The sequence below is a fragment of the Nostoc sp. UHCC 0870 genome (genome assembly GCF_022063185.1).
GTDB lineage: Bacteria > Cyanobacteriota > Cyanobacteriia > Cyanobacteriales > Nostocaceae > Trichormus.
The window spans coordinates 5,969,226-5,995,117 of record NZ_CP091913.1; the positions used below are offsets into that span (position 1 = coordinate 5,969,226).

18 protein-coding genes, 1 tRNA gene and 1 pseudogene are annotated in these 25,892 nt (G+C 41.2%); 12 read left to right on the top strand and 8 right to left on the bottom strand.

Going from position 1 to position 25,892, the window contains the following annotated elements; all coding sequences use genetic code 11:
* Nucleotides 1-387: 387 nt before the first annotated feature.
* A complete protein-coding gene (gene argF, locus L6494_RS25330; protein ID WP_237990490.1) occupies nucleotides 388-1,308 on the bottom strand; it encodes an ornithine carbamoyltransferase in 921 nt (306 codons plus the stop codon).
* Nucleotides 1,309-1,462: 154 nt separating this feature from the next.
* Between argF and L6494_RS25335 the strand changes: the two genes are divergently transcribed.
* A tRNA-Thr gene (locus L6494_RS25335) sits at nucleotides 1,463-1,534 on the top strand.
* Between the two features lie 25 nt (nucleotides 1,535-1,559).
* A complete protein-coding gene (locus tag L6494_RS25340; protein ID WP_237990491.1) occupies nucleotides 1,560-2,297 on the top strand; it encodes an RNA methyltransferase in 738 nt (245 codons plus the stop codon).
* Between the two features lie 20 nt (nucleotides 2,298-2,317).
* On the opposite strand, the gene L6494_RS25345 is transcribed toward L6494_RS25340, so the two are convergent.
* Complete coding sequence (locus L6494_RS25345; protein ID WP_237990492.1) at nucleotides 2,318-3,559, bottom strand: RNA-guided endonuclease InsQ/TnpB family protein; 1,242 nt, start codon at nucleotides 3,557-3,559, stop codon at nucleotides 2,318-2,320.
* Between the two features lie 61 nt (nucleotides 3,560-3,620).
* Between L6494_RS25345 and tnpA the strand changes: the two are divergent.
* From tnpA to L6494_RS25360, 3 genes and pseudogenes are all read left to right on the top strand, one after another.
* Nucleotides 3,621-4,032 (top strand): annotated as a pseudogene (gene tnpA, locus L6494_RS25350) (IS200/IS605 family transposase).
* 555 nt (nucleotides 4,033-4,587) lie between these two features.
* Complete coding sequence (locus L6494_RS25355; RefSeq protein ID WP_237990495.1) at nucleotides 4,588-6,942, top strand: PhoX family protein; 2,355 nt, start codon at nucleotides 4,588-4,590, stop codon at nucleotides 6,940-6,942.
* Nucleotides 6,943-7,057: 115 nt separating this feature from the next.
* The gene (locus L6494_RS25360) at nucleotides 7,058-10,849 is read left to right on the top strand and encodes a beta strand repeat-containing protein (protein ID WP_237990496.1); all 3,792 of its coding nucleotides are present in this window, start codon (nucleotides 7,058-7,060) and stop codon (nucleotides 10,847-10,849) included.
* Nucleotides 10,850-11,317: 468 nt separating this feature from the next.
* Here L6494_RS25360 and L6494_RS25365 read toward each other — a convergent pair whose 3' ends face one another.
* On the bottom strand, nucleotides 11,318-11,716 hold the full coding sequence (locus L6494_RS25365) for a PEP-CTERM sorting domain-containing protein (RefSeq protein ID WP_237990497.1): 399 nt from the start codon (nucleotides 11,714-11,716) through the stop codon (nucleotides 11,318-11,320).
* Nucleotides 11,717-12,116: 400 nt separating this feature from the next.
* On the opposite strand from L6494_RS25365, the gene L6494_RS25370 reads away from it, so the two are divergent.
* From L6494_RS25370 to L6494_RS25390, 5 genes are all read left to right on the top strand, one after another.
* Nucleotides 12,117-12,410, top strand: coding sequence for a hypothetical protein (locus tag L6494_RS25370; protein ID WP_237990498.1), 294 nt, complete (start codon nucleotides 12,117-12,119; stop codon nucleotides 12,408-12,410).
* Nucleotides 12,373-13,680, top strand: a complete 1,308-nt coding sequence (locus L6494_RS25375) for an NB-ARC domain-containing protein (protein ID WP_237990499.1) — start codon at nucleotides 12,373-12,375, stop codon at nucleotides 13,678-13,680. Before L6494_RS25370 ends, L6494_RS25375 begins: the two co-directional genes overlap by 38 nt.
* Nucleotides 13,681-13,999: 319 nt before the next feature.
* On the top strand, nucleotides 14,000-15,481 hold the full coding sequence (locus tag L6494_RS25380; protein WP_237990500.1) for a serine hydrolase: 1,482 nt from the start codon (nucleotides 14,000-14,002) through the stop codon (nucleotides 15,479-15,481).
* A gap of 210 nt (nucleotides 15,482-15,691) precedes the next feature.
* Nucleotides 15,692-16,303, top strand: a complete 612-nt coding sequence (locus tag L6494_RS25385; RefSeq protein WP_237990503.1) for a DUF4129 domain-containing protein — start codon at nucleotides 15,692-15,694, stop codon at nucleotides 16,301-16,303.
* Nucleotides 16,300-17,382: a DUF4350 domain-containing protein gene (locus L6494_RS25390; protein WP_237990504.1), complete on the top strand. Its 1,083-nt coding sequence runs from the start codon at nucleotides 16,300-16,302 to the stop codon at nucleotides 17,380-17,382. The genes L6494_RS25385 and L6494_RS25390 overlap by 4 nt, the downstream gene beginning before the upstream one ends.
* 210 nt (nucleotides 17,383-17,592) lie before the next feature.
* On the opposite strand, the gene L6494_RS25395 is transcribed toward L6494_RS25390, so the two are convergent.
* Nucleotides 17,593-18,573 carry a magnesium transporter CorA family protein gene (locus tag L6494_RS25395; protein WP_237990506.1) on the bottom strand — a complete coding sequence of 327 codons (981 nt, stop codon included), beginning with the start codon at nucleotides 18,571-18,573 and terminating at the stop codon, nucleotides 17,593-17,595.
* Nucleotides 18,574-18,783: 210 nt separating this feature from the next.
* Between L6494_RS25395 and L6494_RS25400 the strand changes: the two genes are divergently transcribed.
* Nucleotides 18,784-19,485 carry a Uma2 family endonuclease gene (locus L6494_RS25400; protein ID WP_237996276.1) on the top strand — a complete coding sequence of 234 codons (702 nt, stop codon included), beginning with the start codon at nucleotides 18,784-18,786 and terminating at the stop codon, nucleotides 19,483-19,485.
* A gap of 115 nt (nucleotides 19,486-19,600) precedes the next feature.
* Complete coding sequence (locus tag L6494_RS25405; protein WP_237990507.1) at nucleotides 19,601-20,551, top strand: AAA family ATPase; 951 nt, start codon at nucleotides 19,601-19,603, stop codon at nucleotides 20,549-20,551.
* A gap of 55 nt (nucleotides 20,552-20,606) precedes the next feature.
* Here L6494_RS25405 and L6494_RS25410 read toward each other — a convergent pair whose 3' ends face one another.
* The 4 genes from L6494_RS25410 to L6494_RS25425 all read right to left on the bottom strand — a co-directional run bounded on the left by L6494_RS25410 (nucleotide 20,607) and on the right by L6494_RS25425 (nucleotide 25,619).
* Complete coding sequence (locus tag L6494_RS25410; protein ID WP_237990509.1) at nucleotides 20,607-22,385, bottom strand: ABC transporter ATP-binding protein; 1,779 nt, start codon at nucleotides 22,383-22,385, stop codon at nucleotides 20,607-20,609.
* A gap of 82 nt (nucleotides 22,386-22,467) precedes the next feature.
* Nucleotides 22,468-24,222 carry an ABC transporter ATP-binding protein gene (locus L6494_RS25415; RefSeq protein ID WP_237990511.1) on the bottom strand — a complete coding sequence of 585 codons (1,755 nt, stop codon included), beginning with the start codon at nucleotides 24,220-24,222 and terminating at the stop codon, nucleotides 22,468-22,470.
* Nucleotides 24,223-24,371: 149 nt separating this feature from the next.
* Nucleotides 24,372-24,713, bottom strand: coding sequence for a LysR family transcriptional regulator (locus L6494_RS25420; protein WP_237990513.1), 342 nt, complete (start codon nucleotides 24,711-24,713; stop codon nucleotides 24,372-24,374).
* A 333-nt stretch (nucleotides 24,714-25,046) separates the two neighbouring features.
* On the bottom strand, nucleotides 25,047-25,619 hold the full coding sequence (locus tag L6494_RS25425; RefSeq protein WP_237990514.1) for a pyridoxamine 5'-phosphate oxidase family protein: 573 nt from the start codon (nucleotides 25,617-25,619) through the stop codon (nucleotides 25,047-25,049).
* Nucleotides 25,620-25,892: the final 273 nt, after the last annotated feature.

Here is a 25,892-nt window from a genome sequence, read left to right on the forward strand (position 1 = left end):
GGGACAGGGGACAGGTGACAGGTGACAGGTAATTAATTTTGTGTGATTAGTTATTTAAAGGTAAAAGAACAGAAACTTCTTTCTTTTACCTTTTGACTTTTCAAACTGCTTCTGAGAAATACAGGTGAGAGAGGTTGAAACTAATGACTCATGACTATAGCGTTTCTTGGTTGAGTTAGGTAGAAGAACCCCACCCCCAACCCCCTCCCCGCTAGCGAGGAGGGGGCTATCATATATCTCATTTAATTAGGAAACGCTATAATAACTCTTACCTAAGCACTCAGCACGGCCTAACGCCCCGCTACCGCTAACAGAACTCCCCACTCAGCACTCATCACTCAAAACTCAAAACTCAGCACTCACCACTCAGCACTCACCACTCACCACTCAATCTGCACCTAAGAGACTGACTAATAAAGCCTTTTGTGCGTGCAATCGATTTTCAGCCTGATCCCAAACTCGTGATTGTGAACCTTCAAGCACTTCTTCGGTAATTTCTTCACCACGATGGGCAGGTAAGCAGTGTAAAACAATGGCATTGGGTGCGGCAAGGCTTAATAACTGCTCAGAAATTTGATAAGGTTGGAAAATCGGAAAGCGATCGTCTGCTTCTGCTTCTTGCCCCATACTTGCCCAAACGTCAGTGTAGAGTACGGTTGCGCCTTTAGTTGCTAACTCTGGATCATTAGTAATTAAAACTTCAGTTTTATCCCCTGCGATCGCGCGTGTTTTCTCCACAATGGTAGGATCTGGCTCATAGCCTTGAGGAGTGGCAATTCTGACATTCATTCCAGCTAAAGCACAGCCTAGCATCAAAGAATTAGCAACATTGTTACCATCACCAACATAGGTTAAAGTTAACCCCGCAAGAGTGCCAAAGCATTCTTGTGCTGTCATTAAATCAGCTAATATCTGACAAGGATGTTCTAAATCGGTGAGTGCATTAATTACCGGAATTTTGGCATAGTTAGCAAAAGTTTCTAATTCCTGTTGTTCAAAGGTGCGAATTGCCAGAATATCCAGATATCGATCTAATACTCGCGCCGTATCTTGTATGGGTTCTCCCCGACTAACTTGGGTGACATTAGGATTAAGATCAATGACTTGTCCACCCAATTGATACATTGCCACAGTAAAACTAACTCGTGTGCGAGTTGAGGCTTTAGAAAACAACAACCCCAAAACTTTGTTACACCGCAACTGCAACTGTTGTGATTTCAACTGAGTTGCCAATTGCAGCAGTTCTTGAAGTTCCGTAGAATTCAAGTCTGCCAGACTTAACAAATCTCGTCCAAACAATGCTGCCATGCTTCTATTATGTAAAAAATAATTATATGCTTCTGTTCCTTTCCCCTGCTATATCAAAAAGCAACGAGATACTAGACAAATGAAATACTAGACAAATAATTATGTTGTGATATAATTTAAAATCGGTGAGTGCTTGAGAGTAAGCAACAAACCTGCCAGCATAGCACAGTGGTAGTGCATCCGACTTGTAATCGGAAGGTCGTCGGTTCAAATCCGACTGCTGGCTTTGAGAGAAGCTAGGAGTGTGAATAATGGGATTTGCTGGGGTACGAATTATTTTGGTAGAACCAGCAGGCCCTTTAAACGTAGGCTCAATTGCCCGTGTGATGAAGAATTTCGGGTTAGAGCATTTAGTATTAGTGAATCCCCAATGCGATCGCCTATCGACAGAAGCGATGAGAATGGCGGTTCATGCCAAAGACATTTTAGAGTCGGCGGTAGTGGTGGATACCCTACCAGAAGCCTTGCAAGGATGTGTGAGTGCGATCGCCACCACCGGACGCGATCGCGATTTTTCAGTCCCCTTAGAAAGTCCTAGAACAGCCTTACCTTGGTTATTAGAACCTGTTAACCAACCCGCCGCCTTGATTTTTGGGAGGGAAGACAGGGGATTAAGCAATGAAGAATTAAATTATGCCCACAGGTTCGTTCGCATCCCTAGTAGTCCGAATTATTCATCTTTGAACTTAGCTAGTGCGGTGGGTATCTGCTGTTACGAACTAGCACAACAATTACAGTTGGACGAAACGCCAACCGTCACAGTTACCGAACTAGCTCCATTAGAATTAGTCGAGACATACTATCAGCAATTAGAATCGTTACTCCTAAACATTGGTTATCTGTATCCCCATACCGCAACCAGCCGCATGGAAAAATTCCGTCAACTATATAATCGCGCTCATCTGCAAACAAACGAAGTAGCAATGTTGCGCGGTCTGCTCCGACAGGTAGAATGGGCAATTAACAACCAAACTGATAAGTTGTCATAAAATGAACTACGTGCATCCGGCTACGCCTGAGATGCACGTTTCTGGTGCTTCATTTGAGCAACTTGCTTGAAGCTTCCGCACCAAGTAGAGGTTGACTCATCTGCACCTAAAGAGGCACGTTCCATACCCCTTGCATAATTAAGTATCACCATTGCTGCTGCGACATCCCTATCACATTGGTATCCACATTTTTCGCAATAGTGAACCCTGTCTGCTAATGACTTTTTCTTTTGATGACCACAATTAGGACAGGTTTGAGATGGCTTAACTTTTTGTGTTGGAATCTCAATGTAAAAACCACCTGCTTCAGTGACTTTATACTTAATTAAGTCTTTAAGATTGCCAATACCAACATCAAGCAAAGACCGATTTAACCCAGTCTTTTGATGTTTTCTCTTGCTGCCCTTCTTTGCCTTACGGGTCATCGCTTTGAGGTTTAATTTCTCAGTAGCTACCAAGCTATTACAGCTAACTATTTGTGTAGCTACTTTATGATGCCAATTCTGCCTTTGACGAGCAACTTTTGATTGTATTTTAGCTATAGCCTTATTCGCTTTCCTCCACCTTCTTGAAGCTTTAATACCCTTTGATGGTGGTCTTTTTCTGCGACTGATTTTAGCTATTTTATTGATTTTAATTTGTGTAGTTTTAACAAATCTGGGATTCTCAATTGTATTGCCATTAGAGTCAGCAATTACATGATGAGTACCAAAATCTAAGCCAATTGCACCTGTGTCAGTTTGTGGACGAGTTGGAATGCAATCAACAGTAATTGAGGCGTACCATTTCCCTTGTTTAAAGATGATTGTACAGGTTTTGGTTTTACCCCAATCCCTAGCTTGACCACGCATCTTTACGTTACCTAAGTTAGATATCTTTAGATAACCGTTTTTGCCGTTGGTGCAAGCTTTCCATCCTGAATTACAGGGATAAGTCCACCCTTTGTAGTAGCGACTTGACTTAAATTTTGGATAACCAGACTTGAGTTTAAAAAACCGCTTGAAAGCAAAATCAACACGCTTAACAGTATCCTGCAAAGCATGGCTACCAAGTTCTTTGTACTCTACCCATTCTTCTTTAAAGTTAGGTAAACAGTTCTGTTGATCAAAATAATCTACTGACTTACCAAGTTTCTTGTAAGAAGTTCTGCGATGCTCAACACAAGCATTATAGAGATCCTTGTGGAGTCGTCGCCAATAGTGCATTTTGTTAGCTTGCTCTTTTGATGGATAAAGTCTAAAAGTAATTCGCTTAGTAGCCATAACATATCGACCTGTCTGTTATATTTGAGTATGCTAATATTTTTGGGTGTACCCTGTCAATATGCAAGTCAGGAAAGGTTCTCATAGCGTTTTTAGTGTTAGGCTGCACTTTGTTTTTGTAACGCACTACCGACGCAAGGCTTTAAATGCAGAAATGCTCAACCGATTACAACAAATGATTGAGCAGGTATCGAATAAAATGGACTGCCAATTAATTGAGTTTAATGGGGAGTCAGACCACATACATATCTTGCTGGACTTCCACCCAAAAAACTCTATTGCTGCTGTTGTTGGTAGCCTAAAGAGTGCGACAGCAAGAATGCTAAAAAAAGAATTCCCTCAAGAAATTAAAAAGTATTATTGGGGAAAGGTTTCTTTCTGGTCTAATTCGTATTATGTTTCTTCTTGCGGTGGCGCACCAATAGAAGTGCTTAAAAAATATATCCAGCAATCTTGACACCCCAAAAAGTTAATTGGTGATTTTAGAGGCATCGAACCTCTAAAATCACCATGCTATCCTTCCCTAATCCGCTTCGCTGAGATTGGGGACTGCCGCACAATATGTTCAAAATACCTGCGGCTTCTCCTGCTTCCCCTCTTGTCCCCAGTCCCCAGTCCCCTACTAGCTGTTTAAATCAGCGAACCGACCGTTAATTGGTTGCTAAATGCCAATTAGTCCAAACTCAAGCTTATAGTGACACTTTGAGAAAACCCAATTAAGATGTAGGCGGTCATATTTTTAGCTGTAGCAATCCGAATTAAAGCGAGAGAAAATACGGAGATTAAAATATCTTATTTATAAGCTTTTCAGCGATTTTATCTCTCACAAATGATTCCAGATTGCTATTAGATATGCAGATGAATCACAAATTTATGCAGTAACAGAGTTGATTTAAAATTTTGCAAATGATTTCAACATAGTCAGACTAGCAAGCAAATGCTAGTTATTTTCTCGTACCAATTTTTCGGTAAATACGTGAGCAGTTGCTCAAGCCAATTTGTAAATCACGGAAGGAAATTAAAATTTCATGTCTACACTTAGTCGGAGACAACTTTTAATCTTTTTTGCCGGTAGTGCTGGTGTTGCTGTCTTAGGGGATGCCATTTTAGATAGTTTTTCTAGCCAGACATCAGCGCAAACCACACTCACCTTTACACCAGTGCGTTTACCTCATCCTCTACCAGTTTACCAGCAGGTTAAGAGTTTTTTACCTACAGGAATTGCCCAGGGACAAGTCGTAAACCCATCCACTGATGTCAAGTTAGCTAGTTACAGCGTGATCGATGATGTCATCGTACCACCAGAATACGATCGCTATGTCATTGTGGGTTGGGGGGATAAAGTATTTCCTAACCCTGATGAATATGTCGGCTACAACTGCGACTATACAGCCTTTATTCCCATCGGTAGAAGTTCCGATGAAGGCTATTTGTGGGTAAATCACGAATATGTGAGCTTTCCCATTTCTGGGTTAGCACCCGGAACACCAAATGATGTACAAGCACTACCCACTACATTTACACCAGTAACTGGATATTCCTTATCCACTACCAGAAATTTAGAATCAGACGGGGAATTTTTATATAACTTAGGCGGTTCAATCATCCGTATTTCTCGCCGTAACACAGCCAGACGTTTTGTAGTTGTTTCTGATGCCCAAAATCGCCGTATTCATGGGCTGTCTGGGTTAGGTATCAACAGTGAAAGAAACGATGGATATCAGAGTATCACTGCTTGGGGTGGCCGGAGTTATCAACAAGGCGATCAAAACTATTTAGAAGGGACTGGCCCAGCCGCTACGCAAGTATTTAACCTCAGTGCTGATGGACTGGGTAACAAAATTATTGGTACTGCTTATAACTGCTCTGGTGGTACAACACCTTGGGGAACTATCCTATCGGCGGAAGAAAACTTCCAAGGTGGTGGTTCATCTTTCGTGGGTGTGACAGAAGCCGTTAAACCAGATGGCACACAGGTAGGTTACACTGCCGGAACTACTGGCACAACCTTCGGTTTAGTTGGCGAAAAATACGGCTGGATGGTGGAAATTGACCCCGCAGATCCTAATTTTCGCCCTAAAAAGCATACTCGGTTAGGTCGTTATCGCCATGAAAATATTGCTATGCGGGTAGAAGCAGGTAAAAAATTAGTTGCCTATATGGGTGATGACAGACGCGGTGGACATACCTGGAAATTTGTCAGTAATGGTACTGTTGGTACAATTAGGAGTAAAACCAATAGTCAATTATTTGAAAGTGGTACTCTCTACGTTGCCAGATACAACCCAGATGGCACAGGGGAATGGATACCTCTACTATTAACCATTCCCACTAATCCTATTCCTCCCTCAACATTGGCTTCTGTGGAATTTGCCGCTTTGGGTTCAGCCCAAAGAAATGGCCGTTTACCCTTACCTAGACGTAACGGTATAGCAGGGCAAACTGTAGACGGTGGCGCATTCAACTGTGATACTACCAACGAAGCCGTCGCACTTCCAAGTTATCAAAACAAGATATTACAGAACTTCTACACCTCTCAAGGTGCGATTCTCTGTGATGCCTTTTTAGCTGCTAACCTAGTTGGGGGAACTCCCACCGCCCGTCCAGAAGACATCGAAGTTCATCCCACTACCAAAGAAGTATTTATCGCCTATACTGATGGCGCACCCGGTAGCGATGGTTATCCCGACTCCCGTATTTTCCAAGTTGCCAAATTAAGCGGTAATGTCAACGCCACCCAACAATCAGGGGGATTATACAAAATTATTGAAGTTAGTGCTGATGGTACAGGTACAACCTTTACATGGCAAAAATTCGCTCAAGGTGGGGAAGCTGGTTCAATTGGCGGTGCTGGTTTTGCTAACGTTGATAACTTGGCTTTTGACAATCAAGGTAACGTTTGGGGTGTAACGGATATGTCCACTAGCACCCACAACGGTTTTAATGTTGGTGTAGCAGGTAATCAAACCACCATTAATCACAGTACTTTGGGTAATGTTTCCAACTTTACGGGTGTGTTTGGTAATAACTGGCTATTTTACATCCCTACCAGTGGGGCTGATGCTGGCAAGGTTATACCCTTTGCTTATGGGCCAGTTCGTTGTGAAATCACAGGCCCGACTTTTTTGGGTGATACTCTCATTGTTTCTGTGCAGCACCCAGGGGAAGATTGCCCGATTAACGACGGTACAATGTTGAGCCGCAGCATTGAAATGCTGGACTTGAATGGCACTACATTTAATCAAACTCGGACTGTATCCCGTGGTAGTAGCTGGCCTAGTAATATTCCGGTTAGTGATGGTGGAAATGGTCAATCTACGGGTGTTCCTCGTCCTTGTGTCATTGGGATTCGCCGTAAAAATTCTACCAGTAGGTTTGTCTAAGTTTTGGGATTTTGGGAGACGTTGCATTGCAACGTGTCTAAATTAATTTTGCATGGCTGTATTTGATTTTGAATTTTGAATTTTGAATTGATTCATATACCAGGTGTACCAACTAATGAATAATTTGCAATATTTGGGCTGCTTTGCTGTGCTGGGGGTGTTGGCTTCTGCTTCAACTGCTATGGCTCAAACATCTACAGCACCAACCTTTACACCCCGCTTGGGAGTACGCTACACCACGGAAGGTTCGGGATATGAATCTTTCAGCAGTTTTGAGGGATTTTTACCTGTTTTCCAAACCCCAGGAAATAGTCTGACTTTTTTGCAGGGGAAAGTTTTATTAGACAATGACTCGAATGTAGCTACCAATATATTGTTAGGACATCGAATTTTTAGCCCAGAAGGTAATCGTGTTGTTGGGGGTTATATTGCTTACTCTACCCGTGACACTGGTAAGAGTAATTTTAACCAGTTAGGATTAGGTTTTGAAACTTTAGGTAATTGGGATTTTCGCTTTAATGCTTATTTGCCGCTAGGGACTTCTGAAAACCAAGTATCTGTCATCAATACGGGTTCAGGTTTCCAAGGTAATTCCTTTCTACTTGGTAGACAGCGTTCATTTGAAGTGGCGATGTCTGGGGTAGATGCAGAATTTGGTACGCGTCTAGTACCATTAGGCGCAGGTGATTTGCGGGGTTTTGTTGGTGCTTATTACTACTCTGGTGGTGAATCGAAAGAAGCCTTTGGTTGGAGAACTAGAGTAGAAGCACGTCCGACTGACTTTTTGAATTTTGGTCTGTCTCTACAGCACGATGACTTATTTGATACCCGCTTGGTATTTACAATTGGTGCGAACTTTCCTGGTAGCGGTGGTAGAGGAACTAAACCTAAGAAAGATAGTGCTTTGTTGCGGATGGCAGAATCAAGCGATCGCCAATCTGCTATCTTAGTAACTAATGAACGCAGAAATGATACAGTTGTTGCTACTGGGACTAATAATCAACCACTGACAATTATCTATGTCGCCAATAACGGTACTGGTAACGGTACTTTTGAATCTCCATTGGGTAGTGTCACTAATGCAGTAGGCATAGCCAAAGCTAATAATATTATTTACGTTCTGGCTGACACCCCAACTACCATTGCTCCTTTTACTATCCCCGATGGTGTTCAAGTTTTATCTAGCGCATTGGCGCAAACAGTGAACACTCAACAGTTTGGACTGGTGACATTACCTTTGTCTGGAAATGGTATTTATCCTGTCATTACTGGTTCTGTGACTGCGGAAAATGGTTTGGTGACATTGGGTAACAACACAGTTTTATCTGGGTTTGATATTCAGGTGCAAGGTAGTGATGATGCACGAGGTATTAAGGGAACAAACATTAGTAATGTCAGAATTTTAGATAATAAAATTACTAATGCTTTGAGTGAAGGTATTTACCTAGAAAATGTCACAGGGATTGTAGAAATTGCCAGAAATACTATCACTGATACACGGAATCCCGCTACTGATACTAGCCTAGAAAGTGGAATTTTTGTTTGGAATTATCAAGATAATACTAATTTAAGCATTACTGATAATCGCATTGCGACTAATTTCAATGCCGCAGATTACAGAATTGATGGGATTGAGGTTAACCTCTGCCGAGATGTAGATCAATTATTTGTCAGTAAAACTTGTGCTAGTAATGCCAGTATCACAGCCACAATTACTAATAACCAAATCATTCATAATGGTCAAATTAGTGGTGGTGCTGATGGTATTGATATCAATTTAGGTAATTTAGGTAAAGGTACGTTCACAATTAGCAATAACACACTCACGAATATTCCTGATGAGGGTATTTCTATTAATGCCGTTGCCAATTCTGAAGGTGATTTCACCATTGCTAATAATATTATTACTAATGTTGGTGATAGTAGTATTGAGGTTGATTTATTCCTACCAGATCCTAATATATCGCCTGCGGTGAATTTGTTTAATAATAGCCGCACTCAGTTTGTGATCACAGGGAATACTTTGGATGGAACTGATAATGATGGTATTGACTTTGCTGTAGCGGATAATGCTGATACAACTATAACTATTGCTAATAACACTATCCAAAATATTGGTGATGGTGATAGTGGCGATCGCGGTATTCAATTAGCAGCAACAAATAATGCTATAATTCGCCCCACTATTACTAATAATACCATCACTAATGTTACTGGAGATGGCATCAGCTTAAGTCAAGTAACTGATGCGACAGTGACAAACAACAATCTTAATAATATAAATAGTGATGGTATAGAAATAGACAACGCTAGCGGTAATAACAATATTTCTAGTAATACCATTAGTAATGTATCTAATGATGGCATAGACATAAATGTCATAACTAATGCTAATATTACCAACAATAATATTAGCAATGCAGGTGATGACGGCATTTACATATACGATGCTAGCGGTGATAACAATATTTCTAGCAATACCATTAGTAATGTATCTAATGATGGTATAGACTTAGACGACGTAAATAATGCTAATGTTACCAACAATAATATTAGCAATGCAGGTGATGATGGCATTTACATAGACGATGCTAGCGGTGATAACAATATTTCTAGCAATACCATTAGTAATGTATCTAATGATGGTATAGACTTAGACGACGTAAATAATGCTAATGTTACCAACAATAATATTAGCAATGCAGGTGATGACGGCATTGATATAGATGATGCTAGCGGGAATAACAATATTTCTAGCAATACCATTAGTGATGTGTCTGGTGATGGTATAGAAATAGATGACGGAACTAATTCTAATGTTACCAACAATAATATTAGCAATACAGGTGATGACGGCATTGATATAGATGATGCTAGCGGGAATAACAATATTTCTAGCAATACCATTAGTGATGTGTCTGGTGATGGTATAGAAATAGATGACGTAACTAATGCTAGTGTTACCAACAATAATATTAGCAATGCAGGTGATGACGGCATTGATATAGACGATGTTAGCGGGAATAACAATATTTCTAGCAATATCATTAGTGATGTATCTGGTGATGGTATAGAAATAGATGACGGAACTAATGCTAATGTTACTAATAATAATATTACCCGTGCGGGTGATAACGGCATTGATATAGCGGATACTCAAGGGACTATCAATGTTGATAGCAATACTATCACTGATGCTCAACAAGAAAGCATTAGCTTATCAGAAGTGACAGGTACAGTGAGCGTCAGCCAGAATATTGTTAATGGCAATAATAGTAATAATGGGATTGCGATCGCTAACACTACAGGCACAACAAATTTAACTATTAATAGCAATCAACTCACAGAAAACTTTAATGATATCCGCGTAAGTTTATCTGACACAACTGGCACATTACAAATTAATGACAACACCATCACTAATAATGGTACTGCCATAGATGTACAGTTAGGAGAAAATACTAACTTAACCAGTGTTAGCCTCAACAATAACCAAATTACAGGGGTAGATGCTAGTATCACATCATCAGGTATTAATCTTCAAGCATTTGATAATGCGGCGGCTGATAATGTGACTGCTTCTGGAAATACTATCAACACTATCACCAATGGCGATGGCATGAATTTCCAACTCAATGGCACTAGTACAGCTACTTTCCAAATCGCTACTAACATAATTAGCAATATCAGGGATACTGATGCTGGAGACTTCAACTTTACTGACGGTATTAACTTTGAAATTTTTGATGCTGCTAGTTCAACAGTAGAACTATCCAACAATGTAATTGATCAAATTCAGGGATATGGTATTAGCGTTACCAATTTTAGCTCTGGTATTGTTAATGTAACCATTATGAATAATCAGATAACTAATACCCAAGACGGTGAAGTCTTTACTGCTCCCTAATCCCTAACTTTTCAAACCAGAGAGACGCAAACTTTTGCGTCTCTACAAGTTTTAGATTCTGGCTAAGAGGTTGTTTGAAAAGTCTCTATTGGTGTAACAAAACATTTTAGATCCCCCTAAATCCCCCTTAAAAAGGGGGACTTTGAGAAGCTTTCCCCCCTTTTTAAGGGGGTTAGGGGGGATCGACAAGTGCTTTCAAATGAGACAAATTAGGAAGCGATACCTGCGGTGGGCTACGCGTGCTTTGTTTGAGTTTTTACCCTAACCATCAGAGCATAACATCTGAAAGCGATCGCACCGAGATTTGACTTAGCATGATGCGATGGCTACGCCCGCCGCAGGCATCGCCTGATTTTGCTTTATTTACATTTGTTTACATTATGGAATAGAACGCCCAAAATCCAACATGGATGATGGGATTGGGTTTCTTTTCGTCCACCCAATCCACATTTTTTGCTACTAATGTGGTTAAGCTTTTTTGCTATCTTTTCTCTTTAACATTAGACCAAAGCCAACAGCCAAAATAGAACCAAGAGTAGTTAAAGGTTCGGGGACTGATTGAGAATTGGCATTTGTTACTGAAGCAGAAGTTCCTAATAAGACAAACTGATATTCACTATCATTTAAATAACTTTCCCACGACAGCCCTTGGGGAAGTTCAATTGGTTTAACTAATCCAACTCCGCCGGGTGATAATAATGATGATGGTATGTTGTCATTGCCGCTAGTGTTGTCATTGCCGCTAATAATGCTGGAATCAAAACTGGCGGCAAACGCAGGGGAGGCAATGGTGAAGCTGCTCAAACTCAAGAAACTAACAACCATAGCCTGATGAAGTCTGCGTGCCATAAAAGTTGTATTCAACATAATAAAACTCCTAGAAATTGGTGAAAGTGCTTGGTGAGTAAATGTCTTATTCGTTATTAGTTGGGAAGACTTAACCCCAATATGGGCTGAACCCTTAGCCTTTCCATGTCCTTGTGGAAGGGCTAAGGGTCAAACCCTAAAATACAAAGAAGTACAGCTAAGTAAAATTACTTATGACAAAAATTATAATACTTGGTTACTTACTAACTTCGGCTATAAAAATTACTGACTTATTATGACTTTCGACTAAGTTTAATGATTTTTAATTTTATTTTTAAAAAGGTAATTTAGTTAGTCTAAAAATCAATGAAATTATTTTTTGAGATAATATTCAATCCATATATATTTGCTTAAACGCTGTTGTAAACTCAATAGATATCCCCAAGAAACATCATCCCAAATGCCAAGGTCGTTGAAAGTTCGCCATGACTATATGGATCAAGTCAAAGTAGCACTGGTACGTAATGGCTACCCCAACCAAACAAGCTTGGCTAATGATACAGGACTAGCTCTAGCCACAGTTAGCAAATTCCTCACAGGGAAACCAGTTAGTCATGCAAATTTTGAAGAATTATCTCATAGATTAAATCTGGATTGGAGAGAAATCTCTATACCTAATCCTCAATCAAAAGTTTTAAGTAATAATATATATTTATTTGCAAAAAAAAAACACATCCTGGGGCGCAGCAATTGATGTTTCCTCATTTCATGGACGCGCACAAGAACTGACACAGCTAACCTCATGGATTCTAGAAGATGGCTGTCGCTTAGTGACAGTCTCAGGTATGGGTGGTGTGGGGAAAACGACTTTAGCCACTAAATTAGCATTATCAATTCAAGATCAATTTGAGTATGTCATTTGGAGGTCAATACAACATACTTCTCCAGGAAATGACCTTTTAACTGAATTAGTATCATTTTTATCCAATCAGCAAGAAACCAAACCCGACATTAATCTGCTGATTCATTATCTACGTACTTCCCGATGTCTATTAATTTTAGACAACCTAGAAACAGCCTTAGATGGGAATTTGAGGGGAAAGTATCGCTCAGATTATCAGGTATATAGTGATTTAATCCAAGCGATCGCCAAAGCAAACCATAATAGCTGTATGGTTTTAACATCTAGAGAAAACCCAACTGAAGTTTTTACAGTAGAGGGAGCAGGTTTAAAGATGCGTTCCCTCAAGTTGGAAGGTTCTCAAGAAGCAGCTCTTCACCTACTACAATCAAAGCAACTGCTAGGTTCAGATGAGCAAAAACAGGAATTGTGTCTTCTCTACAGTCATAATCCTTTACAAATAAATATGGTGGCTAATGCCATCATCGGGCTATTTGATGGCAACATAGACAAATTCCTAGAGCAAAATACCTTATTACTCAGTAATATCAGTCAATTAATCAAGCAGCAGTTACATCATATTTCTGACCTAGAATGGCATATTATGTACTGTATAGCTATTAATCAGCAAGTAACAAATATTGATACCTTAGCTAAAAGTATTTGGCTGACTGTTCCTAAATTCCAACTTTTGAATGCAATAGAGCGATTGATTTGGTGTTCATTAATTGAAAAACAAGCTCAAGGTTATATCCAAAAGCATACTGTGATGGAGTATGTAGTAGAGCGGCTGAAAGGGCAGATTTTAATTGAACTGATAAATAAAGAATTTCTATTGTTTAATAAATATCTACTGTCTACGGAAAACACAAAATATTGCGTCATAGAAAACCACACTTCAGTAAATTTAATAGGCATCGCAGACCAATTTTGTAATCATTTTCCGTCAAGAATAGCTCTCAAAAGACACATTCAGGGCATCATAGAGGAAGTGCAAACTTTTCGGCAGGGCTTATCTGAATATGGAATATCTAATCTTATTCATCTCTGTAATTATCTGAAAATTGATTTAACAGAAGCGCAAAAAGAGATACTACAATATTGCATTAAAGAGATTACATAACTCTTATTGTAAAATTTTTGGTCGATACTCTTGACAAAATCCTGATCTGAGCGAGTGAAACAGCCCTGCTTCCCTTGTAGGTCAGGAGTTGGGGGTTAGGTTTGAGAGAAAGTTGCACACGGCGTTAAGATAAGCAATTATTTCCCAAATTATTTAATATGACATAAACTAAACACAAAAATGCTACTAAGTAGTATTTAGGGAACTGGGTAGACCAGGATATATGAAAAAGGGTCTAGAGTCTAGGGACTAGAGGCGAGTAAAGTTTCCTCTGCCTCCTGACTTAAACAACAATTAGAGTAAGTTACAAGGAGTAGCAGTGTCAGAGTCAGGTGACAAACTAAGAAATTTTTCGCAGCGACAACCTGTAACCCGTCGCCAGCGATCGCATAAAGTTCAAAAAGGCGAACCGAAAAAAGTTAAAATTCCTAATCAGCAGCGTGCAGCGACAGGTGCGGCAGTCGTCACACGCTTGGATAATAATATTTTGCCTCCCCCCATTGCTCCTGGGACGAGAAAGTCCAAACAAGGACTAATGATGCCAACTGCCGTCAAACCCATGCCTACTGCAACTAGGCAGATGCCAACCCCGCCTAGAAATGTCAAGGTAAAAACAGTACGAGTGCAGAAACAGCCCTCACCAAAAATGGGTAGACGAGTATCAAAAAAAACGCGGTTAAAGCCAATGGCTAGAGCGATTTTGTACGCCATCCGCCTATTGATTGTAGGAGTTGGTATTGGTGCTATTGTCGGTACGGTATTATCAGTCTTAGACCCCGCCAACCACACCACTCCGACAAATCCAACGACATCTAACAATAGTGGACAAGTGCAACCAAAACCAGGCACAACTAACTCATCTACTGGCTTATACCTCTCCCAAGAAATCCCGACTTTAAAAAATGCCGTCCAAGAGTTGGCAGCAGCTAATCCCAATCTCACCCCTGGGGTGTTCCTAGTGGATTTAGACACCGGGGGATACGTAAATATTAATGCTGATAACAGCTTACCTGCGGCCAGCACAATTAAAGTGCCAGTTTTAATTGCCTTTTTCCAAGATGTAGACGCTGGTAAAATTCGCCTAGACGAAATGCTGACCATGCAGCAGGAGATGATGGTTGGTGGTTCGGGAAATCTACAATCCAACCCAGCCGGAACGCAGTATGCTGCTTTAGAAGTGGCAACTAAAATGATCACCATCAGCGACAACACCGCCACCAATATGCTGATTACCCGCTTAGGAGGGATAGAAGCAGTTAATCAGCGTTTTCAGAGTTGGGGACTGACCAGCACAGCCATTCGCAACCCACTACCAGATTTACAAGGCACAAACACCACCAGCCCCAAAGAATTGGGGAATTTGCTGGCTATGGTGAGTCAGGGCAAATTAGTTAGTATGCGATCGCGTGATCAAATACTTGATATAATGCGGCGCACAGAACGAGACCATCTCCTACCTTCTGGGTTAGACCAAGGCGCACGCGCTTACCACAAAACAGGCGATATTGGCACTATGCTAGCAGATGCTGGTATAATTGATACCCCTACTGGTAAGCGTTACATTGCAGCCGTCATGGTGCAACGCCCCCACAACGACCCCCGTGCAGAAAAACTCATTAGCTCAATTTCTCGTACTGCTTACCAAGCCTTTAGCCAAAGTCCTCCCACACCTAGCAATACCACCAGTACCATACCCCCAACTGGTTATCAATCTCCCATTATCGCTGCACCTGCACCCCAAACACCCATTAGTGGTTATCAACCGCCTGTAGTGAATCAACAATATTACCCACCCAGATAAGTCAAAGCAATTCGCAATTCGCAATTCGCAATTCGTAATTCGCAATTCGTAATGGACTAACGTCCCGCTCCGCTCTAAGCGCAGCTATGCCGCAGGCTTTACGCAATTGCAATCAGTGGAGGCTTGAACCCACATAATTACCAATTACCAATTACCAATTTGGTCAATAGGTAAAGGGTAGGGGGTGGAAAACAATATCATCCGTTTTTTATGTCTACAGAAGCTTTTGCAAAAACTAGCTGGGAGTGGCAGTTATCTCAGTTCCAACAACAAATAGGAGAATGGTTAGAATACCAGTCTTACCGCTTTGAAAGAGTTCTACCAGAATTGTCTCCTGACTGGAAACTTAGTCCTTGGGTGACTAATTTATTGAGCTTTTTGTTTTGGTTGGTAATAGCTTTATTCTTGGCTATAGTAATTTGGCGTTTATGGCGAGAATTCAGCCCTTATATATATGCGTGGCTGGGTAATAATGGTAATTCTGTCCGTTCTCGGTCAAAAGTGCCTAGTGAAAATGTCTCTATGACAACTTTGTTAGAGCGATCGCAAAAATTGTATCGTCAAGGTAACTACCGTGAGGCGTGTCGTTGTCTTTATTTAGCCATTTTGCAACACCTGCACGATACAAAAATTCTCCTCCACCAACCCAGTCGCACTGATGCAGAATATCTGCAATTGCTCAGATCATCTAGTCAGACTTCCATTCAACCATACGAAACTTTGATGGCGACTCACGAACAATTATGTTTTGGGAATGGGGAGATGTCACCAGAAAATTATGAGCAGTGTCGCCAAGCTTATCGGGAGATTACACAGCAATGAAATCTTCAAAACGTAATGCTTGGCTAGGTGCGATCGCCATCGCCGTAATATTTATACTAAGCTTCATTTCTGCCCCCACCACGAAAATTTACATAGGTTCTAGCTATAGCCGCGCCGCCGATGGCTATGGTGCTTGGTACGCTTATATGCAGCAGCAAGGAACTACCATTCAACGTTGGCAAAAACCCCTAGAAAAGCTAGAAACTGAGAAAAAACCAGCTACCCTTCTCAGGGTCATGAGTTATCTGAGAGAGCCAGATTTGTTACCTGATGAGCAAGAATGGTTAGATAAAGGCAATGATTTAATAATTTTAGGTGTGCGATCGCGAGTTAGTCAATCTGATTTTCAGACGTTGCAAACATCAGCAGTGGGTGAAGTGAAGATTGCTACACGCAGACGTTATCAAAAAGCTAAACAGGACAAAATTTTGTTAGGCGATCGTTTTGGGGCTGTGGTTTGGCAAGATACACGCAAGCAAGGTAAAGTCATTTTTTCTACCACTCCCTATTTAGCCGCCAACGCCTATCAAGACGACTTGAATAATTTTAAATATCTAGCCAGTTTAATTACCCAAAACGGCAATCTATTATTTATAGATGAATACATTCACGGCTATAAAGATGCTGATGTCAAAGAAACAGAAGGTCAAGGAAACCTGATCAATTATTTGGCACAAACTCCTCTATTAGCTTTACTTGTACAAGCTGTTATTTTATTGTTAGTGCTGATTTGGTCGCAAAATCGCCGTTTTGGTCAACCAAAAGCTTTAGAGACACCAGTTATAGATAATAGTGAAGCATACATCCAAGCTTTGGCAGGGGTATTACAAAAAGCTGAATCCAGCGACTTTGTTGTCGAAATGCTCGGTAAAGAAGAACAATTACAACTCCAAAAAGCGTTGGGGTTAGGATCAGTGCCGCTAGAACACCAAACTTTGCTAGACTTTTGGGTGGAAAAAACAGGTAAAAATGCCGCAGAATTATATACTGTCTTAAAATTGCCAGCACGCAAACGTCGTGTCAGTCAGCGAGATTTATTTAACTGGCTGGCAAAATGGCGAACATTGAGGGAGTTTTAAATGAGTAATGAGTAATGAGTAATGAGTAATGAGTAATGAGTAATGAGTAATGAGTAATGAGTAATGAGTAATGAGTAATGAGTAATGAGTAATGTTCAATCGGACACTAATTGTCTTTAATTTTGAATTTTGTAGCTTGCTTCCCGATAGGGTATTTTGAATTTTGAATTGGAGCGTTCGCGTAGCGTCTCGTAGAGAAGCGATTTGACACTACAACCAACGTTGTTGTTTAGCAAATACAATACTACCAACTACAATTAATACCATCACACTAATCACAGCAGGATAAGACCAAGGTTGCTCTAGTTCTGGCATATATTTAAAGTTCATCCCGTAAAAACCAGTAATGAAAGTAAGTGGTAAAAATATAGTCGAAAGGATCGTTAAACGATCAATTCGCTCACTGGTTTGACTAGCAATGTTATCGCGTTGAATTTCCATTAATTCTGACATCCAAGCCCTCAAAGCTTGATATTCTTGCCAGAGATTATCAACTTGATAAACTAATTCTTGATTAAATAATGCTTTTACTGGCTGAGTAATCCACTGGAAATCTTCATAATTCATGCGAGCTAGAAGCGACTTGATATTTTGAAAATTCCGCCGACCAGAGCGAGTAGATTGCCTCATTGCAGCAATTTTATGGTAAGTTGTTTCATCAGCAGAAATCGCTAATACTTCGTCTTCTAAATCATCAAGTTGTCGAGAAATATATTCAAATACACTATGATAATTGTTTAAAATATCTTTTAAGATTAAATATAAAATATAATCAACTCCCCAGTTTTGAACATCTATAGTTCGCTTTTGAATATTGTTGATTAGTATAGTTAAAACTTTAACTTCCGTTATTTCAAAAGTAATAATAAAATTTCTGCCTAACACAATACTACCACGCGCCACCTGAAATTCTTGATTTTTTACTTGATGCGTGAGGATTTCATAGCCATCAAATAAGCAATCTTCCATATCTTCATCAATTCCTGTAAGGGAACGGTTGAAAATCATGTCAATTCGAGATGGATCGAGTTGGAAGTGTTTAATAATTTTTGCAGTTCCAGTCCGATCACGAAATTGAATACAGCGCAGCCAGATATTATGAGAACCATCAATTTTTTTCAGCACCGTATCAACATCTTTGCTAGCAAACAATTCTAGATGATTCTGAGAAAAAGTTAGGAGGGTGAGCATATAGAGATCCTAATTCATTTTTGATAATTACCAATTGATAATTGACAACAACTCATGCTTTCCATAAATATCACGAATTTGTTGATCGCGCATGATTTATGGGGTTAGCGATTGAGTTAATACTCCACACCTATGCAGGCGAATCGCTTCTCCAAAAATCGCTATAATTTGGGTGAATACACTGGTGGAAAAGATTTGGGGCAACTAGTCATGTTAAACTTCAACCTACCAAGGTACTTACCTTCCGCCGACGAACTACCTGACTCTGATGAAACACCAGTGGATAATGAACTGCAAGAACTCATCCCAGGACTGCTAAAAGCAATTTTGCTGCTACTGTGGTCTGAACGCATGGACTGGTTCTTTGGGGTAGATATGGGGATTTATTATCACCCTGATAAACCTCCCATTGTCCCAGATGGGTTTCTCAGCTTAGGAGTAGAACGATTTTATGATGAGGAACTGCGTCCCAGTTACGTGTTGTGGGATGAACAAGTTTTACCCATGTTGGTGTTAGAAGTCGTCTCCCAAAACTATCGCAAAGAATACAGCGATAAATTAGATGACTATGCAGCTTTAGGTGTACTTTATTATGTGATTTATTCTTCTCGTCGTCGCCGCAAACCTCATTTAGAAGTACATAAATTAGTTAACGGTAAGTATGAGTTACAGCCGGGAAACCCCGTTTGGCTACCAGAAATTGGTTTAGGAATTGGTTGTGAAAGGGGAAATTATTGTGGAGTAACGCGGGAATGGATGTATTGGTACGATGAAGCAGGAAAGCGTTATTTCACACCAGAAGAACAGATTAAACAAGCACAACAACAGGCTAAACTTGCAGAACAACGCGCTCAAGAGTTGGCGGAACAATTAAGAGCGTTGGGAATAAATCCAGATCATCTGGATAAATAAGAGGTATTGGGGAAAAATTAAGTCAAAAGTCATAATTTATGCAAAGTTAGATTATATACTGACCTGACAGCAGTCATAATTGAACCCTCATATCCCCCTTTCTGCACTGAAATTTATGAGCGAAACCCGTCCAGTCTTAATTAACCTTGGTGAAAAACTTAACCAAATTATCGTCGGACAATCCCGCCTAGTACACCAGCTACTCATAGCACTATTATCAGGCGGACACATTATTTTAGAAGGTGTGCCAGGAACGGGTAAAACTCTCCTTGTAAAAGTGTTAGCGCAACTTATTCAAGCAGAGTTTAGCCGCGTGCAATTAACACCGGATGTCTTACCGTCAGATATTACTGGGACAAATATTTTTGATTTAAATAGTCATAGTTTCACGTTGAAAAAGGGGCCTGTATTTACCGAGGTTTTATTAGCAGATGAAATTAATCGTACTCCCCCCAAGACACAAGCAGCTTTGTTAGAAGCAATGGAAGAGATGCAAGTCACGCTGGATGGTGAAAGCTTGCCATTGCCGGATTTATTTTGGGTAATTGCTACACAAAACCCCCTAGAATTTGAGGGGACTTATCCTTTACCAGAAGCGCAACTAGATAGGTTTTTATTCAAGCTAGTGGTAGATTACCCTGACCAAACCGCCGAAAAGCAAATGTTATTAAATCGTCAGGCTGGTTTTGCTGGGCGACGCTTAGAAATTAATCGGTTGCAAGCAGTTACAACAGTAGCGGAAATTTTACAAGCAAGACAAGCAGTTAAAAGCGTCAAGGTATCTGAGGCAATTATTGACTACTTGTTAGCATTGGTAAGAGCATCACGCCAGTCAGTTGATTTAGCTTTGGGTGCGTCACCCCGCGCGACTGGTGCTTGGTTACAGACTTCTCAAGCTACGGCGTGGTTAGCTGGACGAGATTTTGTCACCCCAGATGATATCAAAGCAGTTGCATCGCCTCTGTTGCGTCATCGTCTGATTCTCAAGCCTGAAGCAATGCTGGATGGATTACAAATTGATGCGGTAATTGCATCGGTAATGAATCAAGTACCAGTACCCAGGTAGTAATCAATATCTATACTTAGCTAAATCTCAACTGGCTGAACTAACTATTATCCAGTCAACCTGTAGATACTTCTATTGTTGTCGCACCCAGTTGAAGAGCATAAAGATTGGCATAAACACCTTGCTGGTGAATCAGTTGTGCATGAGTACCCCATTCCACAATTTCCCCTTGCTGAATCACTAACACCTGATCAGCTTGGGTGACGGTGCTAAGGCGGTGAGCAATGACAAAGCTGGTACGACCTTGCAATAAACGGGCGATCGCATCTTGTACGAGTGCTTCTGTACGGGTATCTATACTACTGGTTGCTTCATCCAAAATCAAGATGCGGGGATTGATTAACACGGCACGCGCAATACTGATCAGTTGTCTTTGTCCTTGGCTGAGAGGCGCACCCCGTTCACCCAACTTAGTTGTGTAACCCTGGGGTAGAGAGGTAATAAACTCATGCACATTGGCCATTTGTGCCGCCGCTTCAATCTCGGCTTGAGTAGCATAAGGCGCACCAAAGGCAATATTTTCCGCTACAGTCCCACTAAACAAAATATTATCTTGCAAAACAATCCCAATCTGACGGCGTAGACTCTCTTGGGTGACACTACGCACATCAATACCATCGATTTTTACTGCACCATCGGACACATCATAAAAACGCAATATGAGGTTAATGATTGTCGTTTTACCTGAGCCAGTATGCCCTACCAATGCCACCATCTGTCCTGGATGAGCGTGTAAATTTACTCCTTTAAGAACTAGTTGTTCTGGGTTATAGCCAAACTTGACATTCTCAAATATCACCTCACCTTGAATGGGAGGCATTTTGGTAGCATCCGGTGCGTCTTGGAGTTGTGATGGTTCATCTAACAGCAGAAAAATTCGCTCTAGTCCGGCAAAGGCAGACTGAGCTTGGGTATAAAACTGACTGAGGATTTGGATGGGGCGGAAAAATTGCTGCACATAAAGTAAAAAGGATGTCACCACACCCACTGTCGCCCCACCTGTGACAGCGAGATAGCCACCGTATGCTAATACACCTGCTGTAGCTAGAGTGTTCAGAAAGTCAATCGACGGTAAAAAGGCCGAAGTAATTGCTACTGCTTCCACGTTGGCATCACGATTAGCAGCATTAAGCAGATCAAATTCTGCAATGTTAAGATGTACACGATTGAATGCTTGTGCTTCCCGCACACTGCCGATATCTTCTTCCAACTTGGCAGAAAGTTTTCCAATTGTCTGTCGTGTAACGCGAAATTTAGTCCTTGCCCATCGAGCAAACAAGCTAGTAGTAAAAATCATCAGTGGTACAACTAAGTTGCTTAACAGGCCGAGTTTTAGGTTGATTGAGAGCATCGCAATCACAATGCCAACCAAACTAAAAGTATTGCCTAGCATTTGAGCAACGGTTTGTCCAAAAGCTTGATTGACAGTATTCACATCATTGAGCAACCGACTCATTAAATCGCCAGCTTCACTGCGGTCAAAAAAGCTGAGTGGTAGACTCTGGATTTTGAGGAAAATATCTTGTCTCAGTTGCGCCAGCAATCGTTGCATAATCCAGCCGACGCGAATAATTTGACCCCGGATTGCCCAGATACCAAATCCATAGATTAAACCTAGTAGTCCTAATAGTCGCAGCAACCCCTGCAAATTTCCTTTTGCTATGAGGTTATCAACTGACCAACCTAGCAAGAATGGCCCAATCGCTTGGGTAGAAGCACCGATTAAGACTAATGTCAGTGCTACGGGAATTTCTTTACGAAAGGGGCGCAAGTATCCTAAGAAACGCCGGATGGTGGAAAGTTTTTGAGTTTCCTCTTGCTCAGATGCAATCACTAGAATTTACCCCTTAGTCATTAGTAGTTTTTCCCCCATACCCCCATACCCCTACACCCCTATCCCCTACACCCCTACACCCCTACACCCTCACACCCCTATCCCCTTGTTTCTTAACTTGAGATTCTAAAATCGCACCGTAGAGTGGGCTGGTTTGCATTAATTCCTCGTGAGTGCCTTGGGCTGCTAATCGTCCTTGATCTATCAGAAAAATGCGATCAGCATTTTTGACGGTACTAATCCGTTGAGCCACAACAAAAGTTACACAAGCTTTTTGGCGCATCATGTCATCTAATGCGGCTTGAATTTCGGCAGCCGTTTTCGCATCCACGGCTGAGGTACTGTCATCCAAAATCAGAATACTATAATCTGTGAGTAAAGTCCGAGCGATCGCAATCCGTTGTTTTTGTCCACCAGATAACCCAACGCCCCGTTCACCCACAATCGTCTCATAACCATCGGGTAGACTGGTAATGAAATCATGGATTTGGGCAGTTTTGGCTACCTCAATCACCTCCTCTAGTAGTGCCTTGGGTTTGGCGTAAGCGATATTCTCACGCAGAGTACCAGAAAATAATGTAGTTTCCTGAAATACGATACCGATGTGTGTTCTCAAACTTTTCAGTGTAAAATCTCGCACATCCCGCCCATCAATGCGAATCGCGCCTCTGGTGACATCATAAAAGCGAGGAATCAGGTTCATAATCGTACTTTTGCCAGAACCTGTCATCCCTAACACGGCAATTAGCTCTTTGGGCTTAGTTTCAAAAGATACATTCTTCAGGATTTCGGTAGTTGCGCCAGGATAGCGAAAGGAGACATTTTCAAATGTGATTCTGCCGCCACAGGTATCAAAGGCGATCGCATCGGGGCGATCGCGAATATCGATTGTGGCATCTACCACCTCATAGATGCGTGCAGCTGAAGCTGCTGCTTGGGCGATCGCAGGTGCAGCAAAGCCTATCAGCAAAATTGGTTGGAAAATCAATACTAGATAGGAGTTAAACGCCACTAGTTCGCCAATGGAAAAGCTGTCCCTAATGATTTGCGCTCCTCCGTAGCCAAACACCGCCAGCGTCACCAAATTACTCAGCAAGAAGATAAACGGGAATGTACTACGGATGGCACGAATTGTCTTCATGTTAGCCGTGACTAATTCATCATTGAGGCTGGTATAACGCGACTTTTCTGCCGATTCCCGCACGAAAGCTTTTACGACCCTGATACCAATGAGATTCTCTTGCAATACAGCATTTAGCTCACTCAGTTTTTCTTGTACCTGTCGGAATATTTGGTCGTTACGGGTGACGAATCGCGCCATTAACCATGCGGATAAGGGTACTACCGTCAAGGAAATTAACGCCAGTTCCCAATTCATCACCAGCAACAGTACCGCAATCGCCACCAATGTCACGACTCCACCGATGACTTGAATTAAACTAGTGCCAATAAAGGTGCGGATTTGCTCAATATCATTGGTGACGCGGGTTAATAGTTGCGAAGTCTGTGACTGGTCATGATAGCTAAAACTGAGATTTTGAATCTTGCTGAAAATCTTGTTGCGTAGGTCATAGGCAACGCCTTGAGAAGCTGATTCTGCTAAATAACTTTGACCAAAGTTAAATACACCACGAGCGATCGCTGCGGCTACCATCCACGCAGCACTGTATATAACTATCTGTAAATCTTGCTTGACAATGCCCTGATCTATTGCCCAGCGAAATAGTTGAGGAGTCACCGCATTTGTAACTGTCAAGAGCAGTAGACTGATCAAAGCCCCCAGCGAAATCAATCCGTAATTCCTCAAACTCCCTAGCACACGCCAGATTGCTTGCATTGACGAATTTTCCTGGGGTTCTGATGGTGAAACCACTGGAATTTCTCCCTCATGTGTTTTTAAAATTATCACCTACAAACGAGTTTAAAAGGCCAGAGGAACTGCTGGGGTAGTTTCTTAAAAGACTAAACGTGGCAGAATGGCTGCACTTAATCCTGACTCCGAAAAGATGCTACCCGCACATGACCACCATGTAAACCTTTGTGCAGGTTGGCTTCTTGCTGCATCATCTCTAGATGCTGCATTGCTTGACGAGCATGATGTAAAATTCGCTCTCCCGCCGAGGTCAAAACTGCACCGTAACGACCTCTAGCAAATAAAGGTACACCTAGTTCTTCTTCTAAAGTAGCGATCGCATGACTAACTGCTGGTTGAGTAAGTTGTAATTCTAAAGCTGCTTCACTGAAATTGCCGCGCTCCGCTACTGCAACTACGGCGCGAAGTTGGGAAATTTTCATGGATAATTTATGAGGATAAATATTGGCAGGCATACGAACGTATAAGTCTAGAGGTTCATATCTGTCTCTGGATTGAACAAATTTACAAGTATCAACAATATGACGAAATAACTCTGGTGATTGGTTATTAGTTATTCTTCTAAATCCCCATTTCTTCTTACTAAATTTAGTTTCATCTTTTAAAGATATCCCACCAACTTAGTTAATTTTTTCACTCCCTAGCATGATTTTTCTACCCAACTTTTGATATAAACGCAAGGCTAGATTAGTTTGTGGGATACTGACTAAATGTTCCTCAAAAATCGGTCTGACTTGAAAAAGGGGTGTAGGGGTGTAAGGGTATAGGGGTGTAAGGGAAAGACTTTTTCATGTTTTCTTGTGTACGTAGGGTAATTTACTCAGGGGAGTAGCCAACCCGTCAATACTGACAATATTTTTCTGTTGTTGATACTCTTTGACTCCCTCTTCTCCTTTTTTATCCGCCCAATTGACTAGAGTTTGGCGTTGACCTTTATATTCATAAAGTGGTACACCAAACCCACAAGATGTCTGCACACGTTCCACATCAACAACGATAATCTGACGAGTTCCAGGAATTGGGGGAAACAATGAGTATAATAAATGCCAATCAGGGGAACTTGGTAAAATTGTTCTGCCCCGTCCATAGAGACGTAATATACAAGCAGGTTCTGCAAAGGCGCAAAACATTAAAGTAATCCGCCCGTTTTCTTCGATATGGGCTGAAGTTTCGTTACCACTACCTGTTAAATCTAGATAAGCTACCTGATGGGGAGAAATCAGGCGAAAACCATCTAATCCTTTAGGTGAGAGATTTACATGACCATCAGGACTCAAGGGTGCAGAAGCAACAAAAAATATTTGTTGGGCTGCAATAAAGTCTTGCAGTTGTGCTGTAATACAGTCAAAAACTTTAGACATAGACTTTAACAATTCAAAATTCAAAATTCAAAATTCAAAATTAAATCCAAAGAACCCCACCCCCAACCCCTCCCCGTTCACGGGGCTACGGTGTATACACAAGTTATCGAATCACAATCAGTCCTCTGTTTACCCCACCCTAACCCTCCCCTTGGAAATGGGAGGGAACTAGATTTTCCGGTTTCCCCCCTTTCCAAGGGGGGATTAAGGGGGGTAATTCGACTTGTGTGTACACGGTAGGTTCACGGGGAGGGGAGACAAAGCGTAGCTGTG

Excerpts from the sequence above, each read along its gene's own strand:
- argF (WP_237990490.1), bottom strand. The coding sequence starts at position 1,308 with ATGGCAGCATTGTTTGGACGAGATTTGTTAAGTCTGGCAGACTTGAAT.
- L6494_RS25340 (WP_237990491.1), top strand. The coding sequence starts at position 1,560 with ATGGGATTTGCTGGGGTACGAATTATTTTGGTAGAACCAGCAGGCCCT.
- L6494_RS25345 (WP_237990492.1), bottom strand. The coding sequence starts at position 3,559 with ATGGCTACTAAGCGAATTACTTTTAGACTTTATCCATCAAAAGAGCAA.
- L6494_RS25355 (WP_237990495.1), top strand. The coding sequence starts at position 4,588 with ATGTCTACACTTAGTCGGAGACAACTTTTAATCTTTTTTGCCGGTAGT.
- L6494_RS25360 (WP_237990496.1), top strand. The coding sequence starts at position 7,058 with ATGAATAATTTGCAATATTTGGGCTGCTTTGCTGTGCTGGGGGTGTTG.
- L6494_RS25365 (WP_237990497.1), bottom strand. The coding sequence starts at position 11,716 with ATGTTGAATACAACTTTTATGGCACGCAGACTTCATCAGGCTATGGTT.
- L6494_RS25370 (WP_237990498.1), top strand. The coding sequence starts at position 12,117 with ATGCCAAGGTCGTTGAAAGTTCGCCATGACTATATGGATCAAGTCAAA.
- L6494_RS25385 (WP_237990503.1), top strand. The coding sequence starts at position 15,692 with ATGTCTACAGAAGCTTTTGCAAAAACTAGCTGGGAGTGGCAGTTATCT.
- L6494_RS25390 (WP_237990504.1), top strand. The coding sequence starts at position 16,300 with ATGAAATCTTCAAAACGTAATGCTTGGCTAGGTGCGATCGCCATCGCC.
- L6494_RS25395 (WP_237990506.1), bottom strand. The coding sequence starts at position 18,573 with ATGCTCACCCTCCTAACTTTTTCTCAGAATCATCTAGAATTGTTTGCT.
- L6494_RS25400 (WP_237996276.1), top strand. The coding sequence starts at position 18,784 with ATGTTAAACTTCAACCTACCAAGGTACTTACCTTCCGCCGACGAACTA.
- L6494_RS25405 (WP_237990507.1), top strand. The coding sequence starts at position 19,601 with ATGAGCGAAACCCGTCCAGTCTTAATTAACCTTGGTGAAAAACTTAAC.
- L6494_RS25415 (WP_237990511.1), bottom strand. The coding sequence starts at position 24,222 with ATGCAAGCAATCTGGCGTGTGCTAGGGAGTTTGAGGAATTACGGATTG.
- L6494_RS25420 (WP_237990513.1), bottom strand. The coding sequence starts at position 24,713 with ATGCCTGCCAATATTTATCCTCATAAATTATCCATGAAAATTTCCCAA.
- L6494_RS25425 (WP_237990514.1), bottom strand. The coding sequence starts at position 25,619 with ATGTCTAAAGTTTTTGACTGTATTACAGCACAACTGCAAGACTTTATT.